The sequence below is a fragment of the Aquabacterium soli genome, assembly GCF_003933735.1.
Lineage (GTDB): Bacteria > Pseudomonadota > Gammaproteobacteria > Burkholderiales > Burkholderiaceae_C > Aquabacterium > Aquabacterium soli.
On the sequence record NZ_RSED01000005.1, the window covers coordinates 30,595 to 50,172 of the forward strand.

Consider the following 19,578-nt stretch of genomic DNA (forward strand, 5'->3'; position numbering starts at 1 on the left):
ACTATGGATGAGTGGGATGAGCTTGGTCAGGTGAGGGGCATCGGGGCGGTGTAGCACCCGCGCTCGGCGTCCCAATCGTCAGTGTAGGGATACTGTGTGAGCATCACCCATTTGCCTGTGGCACCCTCGTTGGCATCGAAGCGGAAGATGGATGTCGAACGTGTGTAACCCGTGAACTTGACGGCCCGTTCATAGGTGTTGTTGCCGCCCAGTTCGCCTTTGTTGGGGCCGGCCTGCTTGGGTGCCGTCTTTTGTTGCACCCCGATCATGGCCGAGCCGATGGGACGGTTGTGTTCGATGTGGATGATGAGCGTGGTCTTGTCCGGAACGTGCGGGTTCACATCGGTGAGGTTGGGGCCTGATCGGGATTTCCCAGCATCCAGTGCGGCCTCGCGCGCAGCCATCCAGCTCTCGGCATCGTCGAAGCTGGAGGCGGCCTGAGTCGGCGGCGGCGGCACGCCTGTCGTGACGCGCGTCTCCTTGTCTGCATCCGTCACGTTGAGGTGCTTGGCCACGCTGTGGGGATGCACGTTGGTGGAGCCGTCGTTGGTGTCGTGGTTCGTTGCGGCCGTGGCGCACAGGCCACGTGCCTTGGCGCGAAACGCAGCCAGCTCGGCCAGCGCCTTGGCGAAGTCACCCTTCTTGGCCTCGACATCGGCCTTGGTCAGCAGGGTGGCCAGATCGGCCTTGTCCGTGCCCGTGTACACGCTCTTGCCGGCGGCCTCGAGATCGGCGAGGCTTTTGTTGACCGCCAGGCCACCGCTGCGATCCGCGGTGAAGCTGCGCGCGGGCGCGATGTGGCCCTGCAAGGTCTGCAGTTTCTGCAATGCATCTTTGTACTTGTGCTGGCCTGCCAGCGTGGCGGCCTCGGTCCAGAAGGTCTGCAGGAAGGCCTTGGCCTCGGGCAGGGGCAGGCCACCGTGCGCGCTGGTGTAGGGCCTGTCCAGTGCCTGGCGGAGGTCGAGGTAGGTGGAGACGTCCTTGTGGGGGCCGGCCAGTTCCGGCAGGTTGGCGGCGGATGCCAGCACGGCCTGGGCATCAGCGTAGGCACTGCTCTTGGCCAGGGCGTCGGCGTCCTTCATCAGGTCGTCGAGCTGGGCCAGTGCCTCGGTGGCAGTGGAGGGCAGTGCAGCTTTGAGCTGGGTCGCTTCGTCCAGGCGGGCCTGGTAGCCTTCGAACGCGGCGAGCGTTGTCAAGCCGGTGTCCAGCAATGCCAGCGCGCCGGCATAGTCCTGGGTGGCGGCCTTGTCGGTGGCGGGCTTGAGCACATCGGGTTTGCCGGGCGCCACGACGGCGGCGATGGCCGTGCGAGTCTCCTTGAGCCGTTCGGCATAGGCCAGCGCGGACCGAGCGATGGGCAGCAAGGCATTGAACAGTCCTTCCGCGATGTCGAACTTCTTGGACAACAGTTCGGCGTTGGCGCTGTCGAGCAAGGTCTTGACATGCACGGTGGGCGCTTCGCCTGGCGCCGCCACAGCCAGCTTCGCATGCAGGGCGCTGGCCTGGCTGGCCAGCTTGGACGCGGTGGCTGGCTTGGCCACCTTGTTCAGGTCGATGGCGGGAGGCTGCAGGCAGGCCAGGGCCTGTGCCGGGTTGCCGGGGTTGCCGTCGGCCAGGGTCTTGGCTGACGTCATCGCCGTGGTGAGCGCGGCCTTGTCCACGGCGTCCAGCAGAGCGAATGCAGGAGACGCCTTGAACGCATCCAGTTCACTGTAGCGCAGCGCGTAGGCGTGGCTGTCGGCCAGGCGCTGCTCGAAGAGGCCGAGCGCCGTGGCGGCGGCCTGGTAGTTGGCTGGTACGGCGTTGCCGATGCAGGTGTTCTTGATGGCCGCGAGTTCGTTGTTGGCTTTGAGGTTCGCCGGGACGTTGGGAATGCCCTTCTTCTCCAGCAGGCCCATGATGGAGCGCGTGTGGAGGCGGAAGGTTTTGAGGCGGCTGTAGAAGGCTTGAACGTCTTGCGTGTGAGGGTCGGTTTCGAAGTCGTCGAGTTTCAGCGCGGCGCCGGCGTAATCGTGGCCTGCGGCCAGCGCAACTGCATCGGTGATCAGCTGGTTGAGGCGAGCGGTCTGGGTCGGTGCGGCGGTGGTGTAGTTGGCGGCCAGCTTGGACAGACGGTCATGCTGCTGGACATAAGTCACGGCCTGGGTGGTCTTCGCGGCCACGGCGTGGAGATCGGTCGTGGCTTGTTTCCAGCCGGCGGCCTGGGTGGCATTGGTACCCTTGGTGCGGGCGGCGGCCAGCAGGCCGCGCAGATGGCTGTCAGCGGCGCCATTCAGCTTGCCGGCAGCAGCATTGAGCGCCGCGCTCACCTCGGCCAGGCGTTGCTCAAAGCATTGACGCGCGGCGATTTCGGCCACGATGTCTTTGGCGAGCTTGTCGAGTTCCTTCTGCGCTTGCTCTGCCTTGTCGAATGAATCGAGCGTGAGACCTGTCTTGGGCAGCAGTTTGGTCAATTTGTCTCGCTGCAGGCTCAATCGCGCGGCCTGGGCATCGCTGGCGCCAGCGGGTGTGCGCACCATCGCGCAGGTTTTGAGCGCCTTGTTTCGTTGAGTCGCTGTTTCCTTCTCTGCATCGGTCTTGAGCTTCTTTGCTTCGATGATCTGTGCTTCGATCTTGCGCTGGTGGTCCGTGCGGGGATGGGGCGCGTTGGTGACGTGCGTGGTCTCCAGTTCGCGCAGCTTGGCAGTGAGTGCATCGTGGCGCTTTTTCAGGTCGCCCCAGGCATCCTGGAAATCGGGGATGCTGTCGTAGACCGCGAGCAGGCGCTTGTAGCTGTCGTCGAGGTCGACGGTTTCCTTCGATGCCCATGACACCATTTCGGTGTAACCCAGGCTGCGGTTGAGCACGCGCTTGAGCGCACTGCCTTCTGTGTTTTTGCCCATGGCGGTGGCTTGTGAGGGTGTCGGTCAGGCGGGCAGGGCGGAGCGAAGGCCTGTCAGCGCGGCCAGCAGGGGGCGGCGCAGTTCGACAGTGAGGCCGAAACCATTGGGGCCTTGTGCTTCGTCGATGATGTCGTCGGTGGTGATGTAGCGCTCAAGTTCCGCGACGGCCTGGCGCGTGGCTGGCCGCGCTGTGAGGTTGGCCTGGATGGCCTTGACCAGGATGATGGCGGCGTCGCCCTCGGGATCGTTCATGCCGCGGATGGCCTTTTCAAGGGCCAGCAACTGGGCCAGCGCGGCGGTGCGTGCCCTGGTCCAGCCGCCCAGGGCTTGTTCCAGATTTGTCGCGCTGGCCTGAGCCTGCTTGGCAGGGGCCTCTCTGGAGGAGGCTGACGATGTGGAGGGGGTGGCCGATGCGCCGGATGTCAGCAAGGCCGCCAGGCGCTTGAACTCGGCGCCTGCCTGGTCCAGTCGCCCCGCCTTGAGGTGCTCCTGGAAGGCGGCCACGGGTGCCAGCAGCGAGGCCTTGAGTGCAGGGGTGCCGGTGATCGCCGCCTTGATCTGAGGTGCCAGCTTGTTCATGGCCGCGGTGAGCTGGTCGGCCGTGACGGAGGCTGTCTGGGATGTGGCCGAGACCGCGTCGGCGTTGCGTGCGGTCTTGCCCGATGTGTCGGCCTGGTTGTCGGGGTCAGTGCCTTCGGCATCACCGTCTTCGTCATCGCCATCCTCCCCCCGTACGCGCACTTTCAGGCGCAGGCCGGTCTGCTTGAGCAGTGCCTGCTTGAGCCGCTTGGCCAAGCCTGCGGCCTGGGTCGGCACGACGAAGGTATAGGCCTCTTCCTCGAACACGCACTCGCCCATCAGGTACTTGAGGCCACTCGAAAGGCCCAGCGCTTCGTTCAGCAGCTTGCGTTTGCCGGGCGAGATCGGCCTGCGCGATATCAGCAGCGCTGCCTCCTTGCTGCTCAGTGCGATCAGGGTCGGCATCACCACCTCGCCCTTGCGCAACTGCCGCAGCAGGGGGACCATCATCGTGGTCAGCAGGGCGGGGCTGTCTTCATTCTCGTCGTCGTCGGCGGGGGCCTTGGCCTCCTTGGCGGCCAGTTCAATGGTTTTGCGCTGCGCCTTGAGGGCTTTGTCCATGTCGGCCATCTGGGTGGCCAGGGCCTTGTCGCTCTTGGCTGTCTTGAGCAGGGCGGCGGCCTGCTTCTCGAGTTCGTCCAGCGACTTCAAGCGCAGGTCGGCACTGGCGCGTTCGGCCTTGTCGAACGCTTCCAGCGCCTTGAGCAGCGCGGCGTCCTTGAGGTCACGGCCTTTGGAGAACTTCTTCCATTCGGCCACGGACAGGTATTTGTCGCTCACAGGGCCTCCCCGGCGTGAGATGGATGGCATGTTGCGGGCGGGCGTTCGAGCGCCTCGCGCCGGGCAATGCGCCGATCTTGCCACAGCGGGGTTCGGGTGGACAGGCGCGTTCAGACCGTGCAGGGACGGGCCTGAGGATGGCCATGTCTCAGCCTTGGCCGTTTGCTCTGGCAAGCAGCAGTTCGCGTTCGCGTGTGTTCTGCGTGAGCGCGGCTGCGTGCTCGAACTCGCTGCGGGCCTCGTCATGGCGGCCCAGGCGCGCCAGCATGTCGCCGCGCGCGCTGGGCAGCCATGGGTAGTTCTTGAGCGCCGGGTTGGCGCGAAGCGCATCCAGGATCTCCAGACCGGCCTGTGGCCCGAAGGCCATGCTGACGGCCACCGCGCGGTTGAGTTCGATCACGGGCGAAGGCATGGTCTGCGCCAGTGCATCGTACAGCGCGGCGATGCGGGTCCAGTCGGTGGCCTCGGCCGTGGTGGCGCGTGCATGGCAGGCGGCGATGGACGCTTGCAGCGCATACGGGCCCAGCGGGCGCGCCTGAGCCTGGCACAGCTGCTCCGCACGCTCCAGCGCGGCCAGCCCCCGGCGGATCAGCAGGTGATCCCAGCGTGCGCGGTCCTGCGCCATCAGCAGCACGGGGCGGCCTTGCGCGTCGGTGCGGGCGGGGCTGCGCGAGGCCTGCAGTTCCATCAGCGCGGCCAGGCCGTGCACCTCGGGCTCGTGCGGGGCCAGGCCGGTGAGCATGCGGCCCAGGCGCAAGGCTTCATCGCACAGGGCGGGGCGCATCCAGTCGTCGCCCGAGGTGGCGGTGTAGCCCTCGTTGAAGACCAGGTAGACCACCTCCAGCACGGAGGCCAGGCGCTCGCCCAGGGCTTCGCCACGTGGCAGTTCGAAAGGCACCTGCGCGGCCGTGAGCGCACGCTTGGCCCGCACGATGCGCTGGGCCACCGTGGGCTCGGGCACCAGGAAGGCGCGGGCGATCTCGGCCGTGCTCAGACCGCCCAGCAGCTTGAGCGTGAGCGCCACGCGCGCCTCGGTGGGCAGCACCGGGTGGCAGGCGGTGAAGATCAGGCGCAGCAGGTCGTCGCCGATCTGGTCGGCGCGTGCGGCATCCAGCGCATCCACGAAGTCGGGCACGGTCAGGGCCTCCTGTGCCTGCAGGTCCTGGCCGATCTGCTCGAGCTTGGCGCCCAGCGACTTGTCGCGGCGCAGGCGGTCGAGCGCCTTGTTCTTGGCCGTGGCCATCAGCCAGGCGCCGGGGTTGTCGGGCACGCCGGCCTGGGGCCAGTGCTCCAGCGCGCTGACCAGGGCGTCCTGCGCGAGTTCTTCGGCCAGGCCGATGTCGCGCACCACGCGGGCCACCCCGGCGATGATCTTGGCGGACTCGATGCGCCAGACGGTGTCGATGGCGCGGTGGGTGTCCGTGGTGCGCACGGTCATCGGCTCAGGGCTGCGCAGGCATGGCGCTCATGTCCATGTACATCAGCTCCCACTGGTGTCCGTCCAGGTCCTCGAAGCCGTGGCCGTACATGAAGCCGTGGTCCTGCTTGTCCACGGGCGCGGCGCCGCCGGCCTCCAGGGCCTTGGCGACCAGCGTGTCCACGTGCTCGCGGCTCTCGCACGACAGGCACAGCAGCACCTCGGTGGCCTTTTTCGCATCCGAGACCGGCTTCTTGGTGAAGGTCTGGAAGTAGGGCTCGACCAGCAGCATCGCGTAGATGGTGTCGCTGATCACCATGCAGGCGGCCTGCTCGCTGGTGAACTGCGGGTTGAAGCTGTAGCCCAGGTGGGCGAAGAAGGCCTTGCTGCGCTCAAGGTCCTTGACGGGCAGGTTGACGAAGATCTGTTGGGCCATGGGGGTGCTCCGTGAGGTGATTTGAAAGGTGTGAAGCTGCAGGTCAGCGGGTTTCGGCCGTGGCCTTGAGCCGCGCCAGGCCGGCCTCGAAATCGCGGCCGATCATGTGGTCCATGTCCAGGAAGATGCCGATCACCTTGGACAGGTAGGGGCTGGGGCCGTGCATGGCCCAGGTGACCTGCGTGGCCTGGCCCTGCGGGGTGAGCGTGAACGCGATCTGGTTGTGGCCTTCGAAGGGTTCGACCATGTCCAGCCTCATGTCGACCCGGGTCGGCGCCTGGCCGCCGGTGACCTCGATGCTGCCCTTGCCCGCATCCTTGTTGCCGCTGAAATCGAAGGCGGCACCGGGGCCGCTGGCCGGGCCGCGGTAGTCGATGCGCATGGCCGGGTCCTTGCGGGCGTAGGGGTTCCAGGTGTTGAACTGGTGCAGGTCGTTGATGAGCGGGAAGAGCTTGTCGGGGCTGGCCTGGATGAGGGCGCTGCGCTGAACGGCGAAGGTGTCGGGGCGGGTGGCGGCGTACAGCAGCAGCGCGGCCAGGGCCACGGCGAGGATCAGGGCGATGGACTTGAGCATGGGGTTCTCCTTGGAGGGCGCGCTCAGGCGCCGCCCACGCCCATCTCGCGCAGGCGGTCGAGGGATTCGCTGGGCGCGAAATCCTCCAGCTCGTACAGCTCGCGCACCTCGATCTGCGCGGCCCGGCCCACGCCCACGGGGTTGGGAAAGCGCCGCGTCCATTCCAGCGCCTCTTCGCGCGAGCGCACCTGGATCAGGGTGTAGCCGGCCACCAGCTCCTTGGTTTCAGCGAAGGGGCCGTCGGTGATGCTGCGCTGGTCCTGTCCGCCGCCGGTGTCGCTGAAGGTGATGCGCCAGCCCAGGCGGCTGGGCTTGAGGCCCGAGCCATCGAGCAGCACACCGGCCTGGGCCAGTTGCTCGTGGTAGTCGGTCATGGCCTTGATGAGGGCCTCGTCGGGTGTCTGCAAGCCGGTTTCGGCTTCGGTCTCGGCGGTGGCCTTGACGATGATCATGTAGCGCATGGTGGGCTCCTGAGGTTGGATGGGGCGGACACGCCATCGTGTCCCTTCATCCACACGACGAAGCGCGCGACGCGAAATCGACAAAGTGGATTTAGGTGAAAACCCTGGCGTCTCCGTGGAGGTGCGGATGGACCGAGCGGAGTTGATCAGCCGTGGTCGTCGGCGCAGGGCCCCAGGCCGCGCACCTCCACCGTGCACCACTGGGCGGCGGGGCATTCGGCGGCGATGGCCAGGGCCTCGTCCCGTGTCCTGCAATCGAGCAGGAAAAAGCCGCCGATCATTTCCTTGGCCTCGGCGAAGGGGCCATCGACGATGCTGGTGCGGCCGTCGCGCACGGTAACCCGGGCGCCCTGCGAGGCCGACTGCAGCGATTCGCTGGCCACCAGCAGGCCGCGCTCCTTCAGGCCCTGCCCGAAGCGGACCATGCTGTCGTAGGCCTGCCGGCCTTCGGCTTCGGTGCGGGTGCGACGCTGGCCGACGGGCTCGATGATCAACAGCATGTAGCTCATGGTGAGGGGGCTCGGTGATGCGGAGGATTCAGGGCAATCGATGATAAGCGCCCCGTGTTCAAGGGGGATGCCGGGCGTGCAGTGTTCACGCTGCAGCGGGGGTGCGGGCCTGGCTGTCGGTGATAGCCCTGCCCCGCGAGGCCGGCGCGGGTGACACGATGAATGCAACCGGGGACGCACCGGCCGATCGTCTTCATCGTCATTCATTCTCGGAGCCAGTCCATGAACCCCATGCCCACCCTCGACATTGTTCAACTCTATGGCCGCAGCATCCATGCCGGCGGCTGGCCCAAGCTGGGCTGGTGCCGCACGGAGCACGACGAGGACGCCTGATACGCCTGGCGGGGATTGCGGCCCTGGTGCCGGCAGGTTCTTGGCATCTTGGCAAGATGCTGCTCAGGCAGGAGCTTTGCCATGGACACCTTTTCAACCCCGGCCGGTGGCGGGGAAGGCCCTTCGGAGCCTACCCGCCTCGCGCTGACCTTCCGCCAGTTGCTGTACCGCTACTGGTTCTTCGGCTGGCTGTTTCGCGACGTGAACCGCGCCAGCCTGCTGGAGCGCGCGGCGGCCTGGCGCCACAACCAGCACCAGGCCCGGTGGCTGCCCACCTACCTCAAGCGCTGGGCCGTGGTCACCTTGCTGTGCTTCGGCATCGCCGCCCTCATCGAGCACGGCGTGGGCGCGCCCGTGCTGTCGGCCGTGTTCTATGTGCAGGCGGCGCTGGGCTTCACGGTCAACGTGGTGGCCTCGGTGATGCTGCTGGGTCTGAAGATGCTGCCTGCGCCGTTCTGAAGCCGACGCGTTGGGTGCGGGCATCAACATGGTGCATGGGCGTTGACCCTGGCCCACCTGCACGCGTATCCTGAGGGCGGCTCCACCAGCCCGCAGCCACGGGAACACGCTCCATGATGAGCAGCGCACCGCCGCCGGCCTCTCAAGACACCGATCAACGCCCGGGGGCCAGCCCCACGGACAGCCGACGCCGTCACGACCGCATCAACCTGAGTTGCCCGGTCCAGGTGCAGATCAAGGGAGGGCTGGAGCGCCAGGGCCTTGTGCAGGATCTCAGCCTGCAGGGCCTGTCGCTGATCACGGCCCGCCCCATCGAACCCGGCTCGCGCTGCCTGCTGCAGTTCGATCTGCCGCTGCCCGGTGGCATCCGTCAGGTGGCCCTGCCCGCCAAGGCGGTGTACTCGTCGTACACGGGGCCTGGGGCCTTCCGCATCGGCATGCTGTTCATGGCCCTGGCGCCTGAGGATCAGGCGGCCGTGCGCGACATGCTGGGCTGAGCAAGACCATGCGCCTGGCAAGGCTGCTCGATGGGAATATGATGACCATCATACGAATCGACGTCCTTCGCCATGCCCGCCTCTCCCACCCGCAAGGAACTCACGCACGAGCGCATCGTGCAGACGGCCTCGCAGACCATCCGCCGCAGTGGCTACGATGGCACGGGCGTGGCCGACATCATGAAGGCCGCCGGCCTCACGCATGGCGGCTTCTATGCCCACTTTCCATCGCGCACGGCCTTGCTGGCCGAGGCCGCGGACCATGCAGGGGCCGACGGCCTGGCCCGCCTGAGGCAGGTGGCCCAGGACGCGCCGCAGGGCCAGGGCCTGGCCGCGCTGATCGACAGCTACCTGTCCGGCCGCCACGTCAAGGCCGTGGAGCAGGGCTGCCCCGTGGCCGCGCTGGGCTCCGAGATGCACCGCCAGGCGCCCGAAGTGCGCCGTGCCGCCACGGGCCGCATCAAGGAACTGATCGCACTGGTGCAAGCGCAGGCGGCCCAGGCTTCCAGTGACGCTGCCCCGGCGAATGCTTCCGAGCCTTCCACGCATGACACGGCCCTGGCCGTGGTCAGCAGCCTGATCGGCTCGCTGGTGCTGGCCCGCGCGGTGGACGATCCGGCCTTGTCCAAGGCCGTGCTCAAGGCCTCGCGGGCCTTCCTGCATGCCCATGCCCCGGGGCACGGGCGCTCGGGCTGAACGCTGCCGCTCCGCTTTTTCGACACCCGTCCCCACTGAACATACCGACCGCCGCCGTCCTGCGGCTCACCCTGAAATATGACGATCGTCATATTAATTGCCTGCCAAGGAGCTCCCCATGAAGATCCAGGATTCCGTCGCTTTCGTCACCGGCGCCAACCGCGGCCTGGGCCTGGCATTCGCCAAGGCCCTGCTGGCCGCCGGCGCGCGCAAGGTCTACGCCGCCGCGCGGGATCCGTCCAGCGTGATGCTGCCCGGCGTGGTGCCCATCGCACTGGACGTGACCCACGCCGACCAGGTGGCCGCCGCCGCCCGTGAATGCGGGGATGTGACCCTGCTGATCAACAACGCGGGCATCTCGCGCTCGTCGGGCTTCCTGGGCGAGGGAACGTTCGACGCCTTGCGCGCCGAGCTGGACACCAATGTCTTCGGCCCATTGCTGACCAGCCGGGCCTTTGCGCCGGTGCTCGCGCGCCACGGCGGCGGCGCGATCGTCAACGTGCTGTCCGCGCTGAGCTGGGTGAACATGCCGGCCTTCGGCACCTACAGCGCCACCAAGTCGGCGGCCTGGTCGATGACCAATGGCCTGCGGCACGAGCTGCGCGCGCAGGGCACCCAGGTGCTCGGCCTGCACGTGGCCTTCATGGACACCGACATGGCGCGCGGCGCCCAAGGCCCCAAGGCCAGCCCTGACGACGTGGCGGCCCAGGTGCTGGCCGCGCTGGAGGCCGGCCGCGAGGAAGTGCTGGCCGATGCGGTGACCCGCCAAGTCAAGCAGGGCCTGGCCGCCGAGCCCGGCGTGTACCTGAGCGTGCCGGGGGCGGCATGAGCACCGCCGCCACCCCCGCTGGCGGGCCCAAGGCGCCCGGCGGGCTGGTGCCGCCCATCCCGGACGCGGCGCCGGCCTCGCCCTGGCCCACCTTCCTGCTGGCCAGCATCGCCGTGTTCCTGGTCTCGCTGGACAGCACCGTGCTGTTCGCGGCCTTCGGCGCGCTGAGGGCAGGCTTTCCGGCCGCCTCCAGCGCCGATGTGTCCTGGGTGCTCAACGCCTACACCGTGGTCTACGCCGCGCTGCTGGTGCCCGCCGGGCGCCTGGCCGATCTGCACGGGCGCAAGCGTGTCTTCATCACCGGCGTGCTGGTCTTCCTGCTGGCCTCACTGCTGTGCGGGCTGGCCCCCGAGGTGGGCTGGCTGATCGCGGCGCGCGTGCTGCAGGCCGTGGGCGCGGCGCTGCTGACGCCGGCCTCGCTGGCCATCGTGCTGGCGGCCTTCCCGAGCGACAAGCGCGCCGTGGCCGTGAGCCTGTGGGGCGCCGTCAGCGGCCTGGCCGCGGCGCTCGGGCCCAGCGTGGGCTCGTGGGTGGTGGACCGCATGGGCTGGCCCTGGGCCTTCTACCTGAACCTGCCGCTGGGCCTGTTCTCGGTGTGGCGGGGTGCCCAGGTGCTGCGCGAATCGCGCAACCCCGACAACGCGGCGCCGCTGGACGTGCCGGGCGTGCTGCTGCTGGTGGTCGGCGTGGGCGCGCTGGCGCTGGGCATCGTGCGCTCGGAGGCGCTGGGCTGGCGCTCGGGCGAGGTGTGGGGCAGCATCGCGGCGGGCGTGCTGGCGCTGGCGGCCTTCACGCGCTGGGCGCAGCACACGCCCGCGCCGGCCATCGACCTCACCCTGTTCAAGGACCGCACCTACCGCTTCGTCAACCTGGCCACGCTGAGCTTCGGCATGGCCTTCGCGATGATGTTCTTCGGCTTCTTTTTCTTCATGACGAAGATCTGGCACTACACCTTGCCGCAGGCCGGCGTGGCCGTGACGCCCGGGCCCTTGCTGGTGATCCCGGTGGCGATCCTGTCGGGCCGCTGGGCCGCGCGCCATGGGCACCGGGGCCTGCTGGTGGGCGGCAGCCTGGTCTACGCGCTGGGTGGGTTGTGGTTCTGGACCATGGCCGGCCCCGAGCCCGATTACCTGCGCACCTGGCTGCCCGGCCTGTTCCTGACGGGGGCAGGGGTGGGCATGGTGCTGCCGGCCCTGTCGGGCGCGGCGGTGGCGCACCTGCCGCCAGCGCGCTTCGGCATTGGCAGCGCGGTCAACCAGGCGGTGCGCCAGGTGGGTTCGGTGATGGGCGTGGCCTTCACGGTGGCGCTGCTGGGCCACGCCAGCCTGTCGCTGGGTGATTTCAAGTGGCTGTACGCGGCCCACATCACGTTGGCGCTGCTGACGGCCATGCTGTGCCTGCCGGTGCGCACGGCACCCCGCAAGCCCGCCTGAGGAGGTCAGCGCGGTGAGGCGCCGATCCGCTGGCGCGCCTGCTCGCGCACGGCCAGCGGGGTCTGGTCGGTCCAGCGGCGCACGGCGCGGTGGAAGGTGCTGGTGTCGGCATAGCCGGCCCGCCGCGCCACGTCGGCCAGTGGCAGGTCGGTGTGCTCCAGGTCATTGAGGGCCTGCTCGCGCCGCACCTGCTCCACCAGGGACTTGAAGTTCAAGCCCTGCTCGGCCAACCGGCGCTGCAATTGCCGGGCCGAGGCCGCTGCACCCGGCGCGCCGGGCTGTGCCAGGCGTTGCGCCAGCACCTCCAGCGGCGGGACCTGGCCTTCCGTGCGCAGGCTGTGCGCGATCTGCTGGCGCAACTGGGCCACGGCCTCGCCGGCATCGTGCCGCAGCGCCTGCAGGCGCTGGCCCGCCTGGGAGCTCATCAGCGCGTGCACCGCCGGGTCGGCATTGGGGTTGGCCCAGGCCAGCCAGTCCACCGGCATCACCTCGCGGCATTGCGGCATGTCGAAGCGCACCGGCGCTTCCACGAACTGCAGCAACGGCCTGGGATCGGCTGGGGGCGGGCAGGGCAGGTCCAGCCGCACCGGCACCAGCGCCCGGCCCGACACCCAGCGCGCGAAGCCCAGCCGTGCGGCCACGAAGAAGATCCAGAACTCGGTGCTGCGCGGCACCGGGCCCAACAACTCCTGCCGGGTCTCGATGGCCTGTCCGACCACCTGGTGGTGCCCGCGGATCTCGGTGCACAGCAGGGCCTGCAGCTGCTCGAACAGCGCCAGGCCGTCACCGCCGGAGGCCACGCTCATCACGGCGTAGCCGAGCGAGCCGAGGTGGGCCGGCCGCACGAAGCTGGCGATGCGCAGTGGCGCGTGCGGATCGCCGCACAGGTGGGCGGCCACGGCCAGCGCCTGCGCCAGGCGCGCACTCGGCACGCGCAGGTGCTCGTCGTTCAACTGGGCGTTGCCCAGGCCGAGGGCCTGGTGCACGGGGGCCGCATCGAGCCCCTGGGCCACCACGTAGTCCGCCACCACGCGCGCAAACGGCGCGCTGAAGCCGGCCGGCGGCATGGCGCTTGAAGGGGCGGGGTGGTCGTTGGGCGTGTACATCAACCTGAGATGGTAACGAAAGACGGCGGCACGGCGGCCGGGGTTTGCGGGGGGCGCGAGGCCATGGACGCCCGCGCGAGCGGCCAACCCGTTGGTGGCTGCGGCCAATGACAGGCCGGTGTCGCGCACCCAGCATGAGGGCATCGCACCGTGCATTGACGCGGTGCCACGGAGAACGTCCCCATGTCTGCCTTGCCCTCATCGACCCTTCTGCAACCGCCGTCACGCCATGGCGCGGACCCGGCCATCGGCCGCCGCATGGCGCGCGGGGTGCGCCTGCTGATCCGGCGTGACCCGGAGGCCACCCCCGCGCAATGGGATGCCCTGGGGGCCGCCCTGCGTCAGGGCGATCCGCCGGCCGATGCGTTGGTGGAATGGCTGCACCAGGTCGGCATGACGGCGGGGCGTCCGCTGCTTGAGCGGGCCATCGAGCAAGGCGTGGACGGCATGCCCGATTCCCCGGCACCATTGGTCGCCTTCATCCGCCATGTGGAAACACGCCCCGCCTGGGTCGACCCGGCCAAGCTGCGCGATGGCGCACGCTACATCCACAGCACCGGCCGCTTCGGCATGTTGGTGCTGCGCGATGCAGGCCTGATGGCCGGTTACCAGGCCGGTGCCATCAACCAGGCCCTGGTGATGACCGGTGCATTGCAACGCGGAGCCCAGCGCCGCGTGGCCGAGACCACGTCGTGGTGGGTGGATGCCACGGCCGAGGGCGGCATGGAGCGCTTCAGCCCCGGCTTCAAGACCACGCTGCGGGTGCGCGTGATGCATGCCATCGTGCGGCGCAGCCTGTCCGGCCGCGTGGCCTGGGACCACGACGCCCTGGGCCTGCCCATCAACCAGGTCGACATGCAGGCCACCTACCTGGGCTTCAGCGCGGTGCACCTGATGGCGCTGCGCGTGAGCGGCGTGGTGACCACCCGCCGCGATGCGCAGGGCATGATGCACCTGTGGCGCTACATCGGCTGGGTGATGGGCGTGGACGAATCCCTGCTCACCGAAGACGAGCACGAATCCCGGGTTCTGATCTACCAGAACATCGTCAGCCAGGCCCCGCCCGACGAGACCAGCCAGGCCCTGGGCCGCTCCCTGATGGACGAGCCTCTGGCACGCCACTACCGCTGGCTGCCCGGCCTGCAGGGGCGCTTCAACCGGGCGCGGCACCTGAGCGTGGCGCGACTGTTCGTCGGCTCCGAAGGCATGGCCTCGCTCGGCCTGCCGCCCACCCTGCCCTGGTACCCGGTGCTGACCCTGCTGCCTCGCCTGGCCTGGCATGGCGCGATGCGTCTGCTGCCGGGTGGGCAGGACCTGCTGGTGCGCCTGGGCCGACAGCGCCAGGTCAGCTACCTGCCGGTGCTGTTCGGAGGACACCAGCCCGGCGTGGCCTCGCCCGAGGCGGTGGCGCGTTCGTCGCACCCCTGATTGGTAACAAGGTCTTTCAGGAGACTTGCCCCCACGCCGCCTCCGGCGTATACAACCGAGTGAAGGTACTGGGGGGAGCCTGATGGCACGCATCCTGATCGTCGAAGACACGCCCGCCAACATGCTGCTGGCGGGCGCCATCCTGCAAAGCGCAGGGCACACACTTCTGCAGGCCAGCGATGCGCCGCAGGGGCTGGCATTGGCACGCGAGCACCGGCCTGACCTGGTGCTGATGGACATCCAGTTGCCCGGCATGGACGGCCTGGCGGCCACGCGCGCCCTCAAGTCCGATGAACGCACCGGGGGCATCCCGGTGCTGGCGCTCACCGCCTTCGCGATGAAGGGCGATGAAGAGCGCATGCGCGCCGCCGGGTGCGCCGCCTATGTCTCCAAGCCCTTGCGCTACCAGCAACTGCTGGCCGCCGTGGATGACTTGTTGGTGCATGATGCTGCGAACAACGAGCAAGGAGTGGGTTCATGACGCGTGCGCTCAAGCCGGTGCCGGCGCAGGCCGTCCCGGTCCCTGCCCCCGACTTCCGGGTGCTGTTCGAAGGCCTGCCTGGCCTTTACCTGGTGTTCGACACCGAGCTGCGGGCCGTGGCCGTGAGCGAGGCCTACCTGGCCGCCACGGGCGCCTCGCGCGAACACCTGCTGGGCCGCCCTCTGGCCGAGATCTTTCCGCAGGCGCCCTACCACCCCGGGGCCCCGGCGGGCGATGTCCTGCTGGATTCGGTGCGCCAGGTGCTGGACACCGGCGAGCCTGATGCGATGGAACTGCTGCAGCGCGATCTGCCGCAGTCCGACGGCACGTTCGAGGCCCACTACTGGACGCCGCACAACAGCCCCCTGCGGGATCCTCAGGGCCACATCGTCGGCGTGGTGCACCGCCTGGACGACGTGACCGACTACGTGCGCATGCGCCAGCTGCGCGCCGAGCTGGAGCAGCAGGCCCAGGACCTGCGCCAGCGCGAGACGCAATCGCGCCGTCTGGCCGCCGAGCTGGAGGTGGTCAACGGCGAGATCGCCACCAAGAACAAGCTGCTCGAAGAAGCCAGCCGGCTCAAGTCCGAGTTCCTCTCCAGCATGTCGCACGAGCTGCGCACGCCCCTCAACGCCATCATCGGCTTCTCCGAGATCCTCAAGGACGGCATGGCCGGCGAGCTCAGCCAGCAGCAGCGCATCTACCTGGGCCATGTGTTCGAGGGCGGCAACCACCTGCTGTCCCTGATCAACGACATCCTCGACCTGTCCAAGATCGAGGCGGGCAAGATGGAGCTCTCGCTCGAGACGGTCGACCTGCAGGCCCTGCTGGCCGACAGCCTGCTGGTGGTGGCCGACAAGGCCCGCGGCAAGCGCGTGCGCCTGCTGACCGAGCTCTCGCCTTCGGTGCACGACGACGTCAAGGCCGATTCACGCCGCGTGCGCCAGATCCTGCACAACCTGCTGTCCAACGCCGTCAAGTTCACGCCTTCCGATGGCTCGGTGACGGTGCAGCTGGCCCGGGTGCCCCGCGAGCGCGCCGCCAACGCCGTGCCCGGCTTTGCCAGTGGCCGCCGCACGCCGCTGCCGCCGGGCGATTTCCACGAGTTCGTCGAGCTGTCGGTGCGCGACACCGGCATCGGCATGCGCCCCCAGGATCTGGACCTGCTGTTCATGCCCTTCTCGCAGGTGACCAGCCCCGAGAGCCGCACGCAGGAGGGGACCGGCCTGGGCCTGGCCATGGTGCGCCGCCTGGCCGAGCTGCACGGCGGCGCCGTGGCCGTGAGCAGCGAGGTGGGACAGGGCAGCCGCTTCACCGTGTGGCTGCCCATCCATGCCGCCCAGCCGCACCAGGAGAACCTGGAGCAGTTGCAGATGCCGCAGCTCACCTTGCGATCCACCGCCCTCATCATCGAGGACGACGACCGCGCCGCCACCATGATGCGCCTGCAGCTCGAATCGCTGGGCTTCCAGACGCGCCGTGCGCTGTCGGCCGAGGACGCGCTGGTGCTCAGCGAGCATTTCGTGCCCGAGCTGATCACGCTCGACATCCGCCTGCCCGGCATGGACGGCTGGGAGTTCCTGCAGCGCATGAAGGCCATCCCGCGCTGGGCCCAGGTGCCCGTGGTGGTGGTGTCGGTCGAGGGCGATGGCCGCATGCTGGGCTACTCGATGGGCGTCTCGCTGGTGCTGCAAAAGCCCCTGACCATGGAAGACCTCAAGCGTGGCCTGGAGCACCTGGGCATGGCGCGCAACACGCCACGCCACACCACGGTGCTGGTGATCGACGACGATGCCCAGTCGGTCGAGCGCGTGGCCGAGCCGCTCAACCACCTGGGCTGCGTGGTGCTGCGCGCCTATGGCGGCTCCGAAGGCATCAGCCTGGCGCGCCGCTTCAACCCCGACCTGATCGTGCTGGACCTGGAGATGCCCGAGGTCAGTGGCTTCGAAGTGGTCGATGCCCTCAAGGGCGACCCGGCCAGCGCGCGCATCCCCGTCATGGTGGTCACTGGCCGTGACCTGACCCTGCGCGACCGTCAGCGCCTGAGCGGCGGCCTGTTCGAGCTGGTCAACAAGACCGAGTTCGACCAGGGGCGCTTCATCGGCGAGGTGCAGCGCGCGCTGTCGCCCTACGTGCACTGAGGCGGGCGGTCTGCGCCATGGAGCAGGGCCGGCTTTCGGGCGCTGATCCGGCGATGCGGGCGCTGCCGGCTGGCCATACTGGCGGCATGAACGCCCGCGCCATGCTCCTGCTGATCGCCTCCATGCCCGTGGCCCTGTCGGGCTGCACGCAGATGCAGATCAAGCGCCTGGCCACGCCGGATGGCAGCGAAGTCTACGAGCTGCGAGGGCGCGATCCGGGCCGTCTGGCGGCCATCGCGTCCCAGCAGTGCATCCATGGCTACGACACCCTGCGCCAATCGCAGAAGTCAGGGGGCATGGAAAGCGACCTGAAACCGGCGCAATGGTGGAACACCGCCGCCAGTTACCTGGACGATGCCGGCGCTCAGGCGCAGTTGCTGGTGTCCTGCAAGGCGGCCCCGGTGGCTCCTGCGGCCACGGTAGCCCCTCCGGCGGCCACGGACGGCAGCGCAAAATAGAAGGTGGCGCCCCGGCCCGGCTGGCTTTCGGCCCACACCCGCCCGCCGTGCTTGACCACGATGCGCTTGACCGATGACAAGCCGATGCCGATGCCTTCGTAGGCTGTGCCGGCATGCAGGCGCGTGAAGGCCGAGAACAGCTTGTGCGCATACTGGGCATCGAAGCCCACACCGTTGTCGGTGATCCAGTAGACGCACTCGCCGCGCTCGGCCACACCATCGATCACGATGCGCGGCGGCAGGCTCTGGCGCGAATACTTCAGGGCATTGGAGATCAGGTTGCTCCAGACATGGGCCAGCATGTGCCGGTCACCCTCCACCTTGGGCAGGTGCGAGATCGCCCAGTCCACATGCCGGACGCTGGCGCTCTGCAGGCCTTGCGCGCCGTCCGTCTGCTCCTCGATCACCTGGCGCACCAGGGCGTCCATGTCGACGTCGGAGCGGCTCAGGGGCACGTGGCCCAGGCGCGCGAAGGTCAGGAAATCCGCCACCATCTGCGTCATGTGCCTGCCGATGGACTGGACGCGGTCCAGGTGCCGCCGGTCGGCCTCGGTGAGGCGCTGTGCGGCCGTCACGTCCAGCAGCTGCGCGAAGCCCAGGATCTGCGACAGGGGCGTGCGCAGGTCGTGTGACACGGACGCGCAGAAGGCATCGAGTTCTTCATTGGCGGCGGCCAGTTCGTCATTGCGCTCGCCCAGCAGGTCGTTGAGGCGCTGGAGCTCCTGAGCCGCCTGTTCGCGTTCTCGCACCTGCTGCTCCAGCGCCATGCGCGCAGCCGCCAGCTCGATGAATACCTCCACCTTCGAGCGCAGCACGGCAGGCGCGGCGGGCTTCATCAGGTAGTCGACCGCGCCGGCCGAGTAGCCTTCGAACATGGCGTCGTCGCTCTTCTCGGTGCCCGTCAGGAAGATGATGGGCGTGCTGCGCGAGCGTGGCCGGCTGCGGATCATGGCGGCGGCTTCGAAGCCGTTCATGTCGGGCATGCGCACATCCAGCAGGATCACGGCGAAGTCGTCGTGCAGCAGGTGCCGCAGCGCCTCGGTGCCTGATTGCGCGCGCACCAGCCGCTGGCCCAGCGGCTCGAGGATGGCCTCGAGCGACAGCAGGTTGGCGGCCACGTCGTCAACCATCAGGATGTTGACGGTGGGTTGGTTTGGCTGGCCCATGGTCTTCCCCTTTTTATATGTGTGCGGCCTTCAGCGGATCCGCTGGAACAGCGGCTCCCCCCGCCCCAGCTGCCGGTAGTCGGCGCGATGAGGTGAGTGTCGCAGCGACTCTCCAATGCCCAGCCCCAGGTGACCCAGGGGTGTGAGGCTTTGGTGGAGCAGTCGGTGGGCCTGCTCCTGCCCGATCTCATCAAAGTACATCGTCACATTGCGGCAGGAAATGAACTGGAATTCATTGAAAGAGCCGTCCGTGAGAAGGTTGTGCACGCTGAACACCACGTCTTCGATCAGCGACGGATGAAAGCGCAGTTGCCCGTCGTGCAACTGGCAGTAGTCGAGCAGGTTGCCCTGGCCACCAGCCTCATGGTAGGCCTGCTCGTGGTCTGACAGTTGGTAGGGTTCGATGAGGCCCTGCTGGGCGCGTGCCAGCACCGTGGCGCTGAGGTCGGTGGCGTAGACGCGGCAGCGTTTGTCCAGGCCGGCCTCGCGCAGCAGGATGCGGTAGCTGTAGAGCTCTTCGCCACTGGAGCAGCCGGCCACCCACAGGCGCGGGCTGGGGTAGGTGGCCAGCAGGTCGATCTGGTGCCTGACCAGCTTGAAAAAAGTCGCATCGCGAAACATCGAGGTCACGTGCAGGGTCATGTCGCCCTGCAGGCGCGTCAGGCAGTCGCGGTCGGCGCGGGCCTTGGCCAGCAGGGCAGTGAGCGTGCCGGTGGCCTCCAGGTCCAGGCGCGGCATCAACCGGCGCAGCAGGGCCGAGCGCTGATAGCGTGTGAAGTCGATGCCGCACAGCGCCGAGATGCCCTTGACGAACTCCGTCAGCTCGGCCTGCAGGGCCGGTGAGGGTGCGGGGGGCGGTGGCGGGAAGGGTGGAAGGCTCATGCTCGGCGCATCGATGGTCTTTTGTGGTCCG

General features: G+C 68.5%; 19 protein-coding genes. 9 read left to right on the forward strand and 10 right to left on the reverse strand.

Features of this window, described 5'->3' with window-relative positions; genetic code table 11:
- Nucleotides 1-26 precede the first annotated feature (26 nt).
- The 7 genes from EIP75_RS07415 to EIP75_RS07445 all read right to left on the reverse strand — a co-directional run bounded on the left by EIP75_RS07415 (nt 27) and on the right by EIP75_RS07445 (nt 7,638).
- Nucleotides 27-2,882 carry a hypothetical protein gene (locus EIP75_RS07415; protein WP_125242625.1) on the reverse strand — a complete coding sequence of 952 codons (2,856 nt, stop codon included), beginning with the start codon at nt 2,880-2,882 and terminating at the stop codon, nt 27-29.
- Between the two features lie 24 nt (nt 2,883-2,906).
- Entirely contained in the window at nt 2,907-4,241 is a 1,335-nt protein-coding gene (locus EIP75_RS07420) for a hypothetical protein (RefSeq protein WP_125242626.1), read from the reverse strand.
- Between the two features lie 148 nt (nt 4,242-4,389).
- On the reverse strand, nt 4,390-5,679 hold the full coding sequence (locus EIP75_RS07425; RefSeq protein ID WP_125242627.1) for an RNA polymerase sigma factor: 1,290 nt from the start codon (nt 5,677-5,679) through the stop codon (nt 4,390-4,392).
- 4 nt (nt 5,680-5,683) lie between these two features.
- The gene (locus EIP75_RS07430; RefSeq protein WP_125242628.1) at nt 5,684-6,094 is read right to left on the reverse strand and encodes a VOC family protein; all 411 of its coding nucleotides are present in this window, start codon (nt 6,092-6,094) and stop codon (nt 5,684-5,686) included.
- 43 nt (nt 6,095-6,137) lie between these two features.
- On the reverse strand, nt 6,138-6,668 hold the full coding sequence (locus EIP75_RS07435; RefSeq protein ID WP_125242629.1) for an SRPBCC family protein: 531 nt from the start codon (nt 6,666-6,668) through the stop codon (nt 6,138-6,140).
- Between the two features lie 23 nt (nt 6,669-6,691).
- On the reverse strand, nt 6,692-7,129 hold the full coding sequence (locus tag EIP75_RS07440; protein ID WP_125242630.1) for a YciI family protein: 438 nt from the start codon (nt 7,127-7,129) through the stop codon (nt 6,692-6,694).
- A 146-nt stretch (nt 7,130-7,275) separates the two neighbouring features.
- Nucleotides 7,276-7,638 (reverse strand): YciI family protein, encoded by a 363-nt coding sequence (locus EIP75_RS07445; protein WP_125242631.1) that lies wholly within the window; start codon nt 7,636-7,638, stop codon nt 7,276-7,278.
- Between the two features lie 414 nt (nt 7,639-8,052).
- On the opposite strand from EIP75_RS07445, the gene EIP75_RS07450 reads away from it, so the two are divergent.
- The 5 genes from EIP75_RS07450 (at nt 8,053) to EIP75_RS07470 (ending at nt 11,885) form a co-directional block, all read left to right on the forward strand.
- Complete coding sequence (locus EIP75_RS07450; RefSeq protein ID WP_233584736.1) at nt 8,053-8,430, forward strand: hypothetical protein; 378 nt, start codon at nt 8,053-8,055, stop codon at nt 8,428-8,430.
- A 113-nt stretch (nt 8,431-8,543) separates the two neighbouring features.
- Nucleotides 8,544-8,927: a PilZ domain-containing protein gene (locus tag EIP75_RS07455; RefSeq protein WP_125242632.1), complete on the forward strand. Its 384-nt coding sequence runs from the start codon at nt 8,544-8,546 to the stop codon at nt 8,925-8,927.
- A gap of 72 nt (nt 8,928-8,999) precedes the next feature.
- Nucleotides 9,000-9,623 (forward strand): TetR/AcrR family transcriptional regulator, encoded by a 624-nt coding sequence (locus EIP75_RS07460; RefSeq protein ID WP_125242633.1) that lies wholly within the window; start codon nt 9,000-9,002, stop codon nt 9,621-9,623.
- Nucleotides 9,624-9,741: 118 nt separating this feature from the next.
- Nucleotides 9,742-10,452, forward strand: coding sequence for an SDR family oxidoreductase (locus EIP75_RS07465; protein WP_125242634.1), 711 nt, complete (start codon nt 9,742-9,744; stop codon nt 10,450-10,452).
- Nucleotides 10,449-11,885, forward strand: coding sequence for an MFS transporter (locus EIP75_RS07470; RefSeq protein WP_125242635.1), 1,437 nt, complete (start codon nt 10,449-10,451; stop codon nt 11,883-11,885). Before EIP75_RS07465 ends, EIP75_RS07470 begins: the two co-directional genes overlap by 4 nt.
- Nucleotides 11,886-11,890: 5 nt before the next feature.
- On the opposite strand, the gene EIP75_RS07475 is transcribed toward EIP75_RS07470, so the two are convergent.
- On the reverse strand, nt 11,891-12,991 hold the full coding sequence (locus EIP75_RS07475; protein ID WP_158622770.1) for an AraC family transcriptional regulator: 1,101 nt from the start codon (nt 12,989-12,991) through the stop codon (nt 11,891-11,893).
- A gap of 183 nt (nt 12,992-13,174) precedes the next feature.
- On the opposite strand from EIP75_RS07475, the gene EIP75_RS07480 reads away from it, so the two are divergent.
- The 4 genes from EIP75_RS07480 to EIP75_RS07495 all read left to right on the forward strand — a co-directional run bounded on the left by EIP75_RS07480 (nt 13,175) and on the right by EIP75_RS07495 (nt 17,499).
- Nucleotides 13,175-14,419, forward strand: coding sequence for an oxygenase MpaB family protein (locus EIP75_RS07480; RefSeq protein WP_125242637.1), 1,245 nt, complete (start codon nt 13,175-13,177; stop codon nt 14,417-14,419).
- Nucleotides 14,420-14,501: 82 nt separating this feature from the next.
- Entirely contained in the window at nt 14,502-14,900 is a 399-nt protein-coding gene (locus EIP75_RS07485; RefSeq protein ID WP_125242638.1) for a response regulator, read from the forward strand.
- Nucleotides 14,897-17,041, forward strand: coding sequence for a response regulator (locus EIP75_RS07490; protein WP_125242639.1), 2,145 nt, complete (start codon nt 14,897-14,899; stop codon nt 17,039-17,041). The genes EIP75_RS07485 and EIP75_RS07490 overlap by 4 nt, the downstream gene beginning before the upstream one ends.
- An 86-nt stretch (nt 17,042-17,127) precedes the next feature.
- Complete coding sequence (locus EIP75_RS07495) at nt 17,128-17,499, forward strand: hypothetical protein (RefSeq protein ID WP_125242640.1); 372 nt, start codon at nt 17,128-17,130, stop codon at nt 17,497-17,499.
- Here EIP75_RS07495 and EIP75_RS07500 read toward each other — a convergent pair.
- Together EIP75_RS07500 and EIP75_RS07505 are read right to left on the reverse strand one after the other, a co-directional pair.
- Nucleotides 17,406-18,665, reverse strand: a complete 1,260-nt coding sequence (locus EIP75_RS07500; protein ID WP_125242641.1) for a sensor histidine kinase — start codon at nt 18,663-18,665, stop codon at nt 17,406-17,408. The genes EIP75_RS07495 and EIP75_RS07500 overlap by 94 nt on opposite strands.
- Before the next feature lie 30 nt (nt 18,666-18,695).
- The gene (locus EIP75_RS07505) at nt 18,696-19,547 is read right to left on the reverse strand and encodes a CheR family methyltransferase (protein ID WP_125242642.1); all 852 of its coding nucleotides are present in this window, start codon (nt 19,545-19,547) and stop codon (nt 18,696-18,698) included.
- Nucleotides 19,548-19,578 lie beyond the last annotated feature (31 nt).

Bases quoted from the DNA above. Each gene is read 5' to 3' on its own strand.
- EIP75_RS07490 (WP_125242639.1), top strand. From the start codon at position 14,897: ATGACGCGTGCGCTCAAGCCGGTGCCGGCGCAGGCCGTCCCGGTCCCT.
- EIP75_RS07455 (WP_125242632.1), top strand. From the start codon at position 8,544: ATGATGAGCAGCGCACCGCCGCCGGCCTCTCAAGACACCGATCAACGC.
- EIP75_RS07435 (WP_125242629.1), bottom strand. From the start codon at position 6,668: ATGCTCAAGTCCATCGCCCTGATCCTCGCCGTGGCCCTGGCCGCGCTG.
- EIP75_RS07425 (WP_125242627.1), bottom strand. From the start codon at position 5,679: ATGACCGTGCGCACCACGGACACCCACCGCGCCATCGACACCGTCTGG.
- EIP75_RS07505 (WP_125242642.1), bottom strand. From the start codon at position 19,547: ATGAGCCTTCCACCCTTCCCGCCACCGCCCCCCGCACCCTCACCGGCC.
- EIP75_RS07445 (WP_125242631.1), bottom strand. From the start codon at position 7,638: ATGAGCTACATGCTGTTGATCATCGAGCCCGTCGGCCAGCGTCGCACC.
- EIP75_RS07495 (WP_125242640.1), top strand. From the start codon at position 17,128: ATGAACGCCCGCGCCATGCTCCTGCTGATCGCCTCCATGCCCGTGGCC.
- EIP75_RS07415 (WP_125242625.1), bottom strand. From the start codon at position 2,882: ATGGGCAAAAACACAGAAGGCAGTGCGCTCAAGCGCGTGCTCAACCGC.
- EIP75_RS07465 (WP_125242634.1), top strand. From the start codon at position 9,742: ATGAAGATCCAGGATTCCGTCGCTTTCGTCACCGGCGCCAACCGCGGC.
- EIP75_RS07470 (WP_125242635.1), top strand. From the start codon at position 10,449: ATGAGCACCGCCGCCACCCCCGCTGGCGGGCCCAAGGCGCCCGGCGGG.
- EIP75_RS07480 (WP_125242637.1), top strand. From the start codon at position 13,175: ATGTCTGCCTTGCCCTCATCGACCCTTCTGCAACCGCCGTCACGCCAT.
- EIP75_RS07430 (WP_125242628.1), bottom strand. From the start codon at position 6,094: ATGGCCCAACAGATCTTCGTCAACCTGCCCGTCAAGGACCTTGAGCGC.
- EIP75_RS07440 (WP_125242630.1), bottom strand. From the start codon at position 7,129: ATGCGCTACATGATCATCGTCAAGGCCACCGCCGAGACCGAAGCCGAA.
- EIP75_RS07450 (WP_233584736.1), top strand. From the start codon at position 8,053: ATGGACACCTTTTCAACCCCGGCCGGTGGCGGGGAAGGCCCTTCGGAG.
- EIP75_RS07460 (WP_125242633.1), top strand. From the start codon at position 9,000: ATGCCCGCCTCTCCCACCCGCAAGGAACTCACGCACGAGCGCATCGTG.
- EIP75_RS07485 (WP_125242638.1), top strand. From the start codon at position 14,502: ATGGCACGCATCCTGATCGTCGAAGACACGCCCGCCAACATGCTGCTG.
- EIP75_RS07475 (WP_158622770.1), bottom strand. From the start codon at position 12,991: ATGTACACGCCCAACGACCACCCCGCCCCTTCAAGCGCCATGCCGCCG.
- EIP75_RS07500 (WP_125242641.1), bottom strand. From the start codon at position 18,665: ATGGGCCAGCCAAACCAACCCACCGTCAACATCCTGATGGTTGACGAC.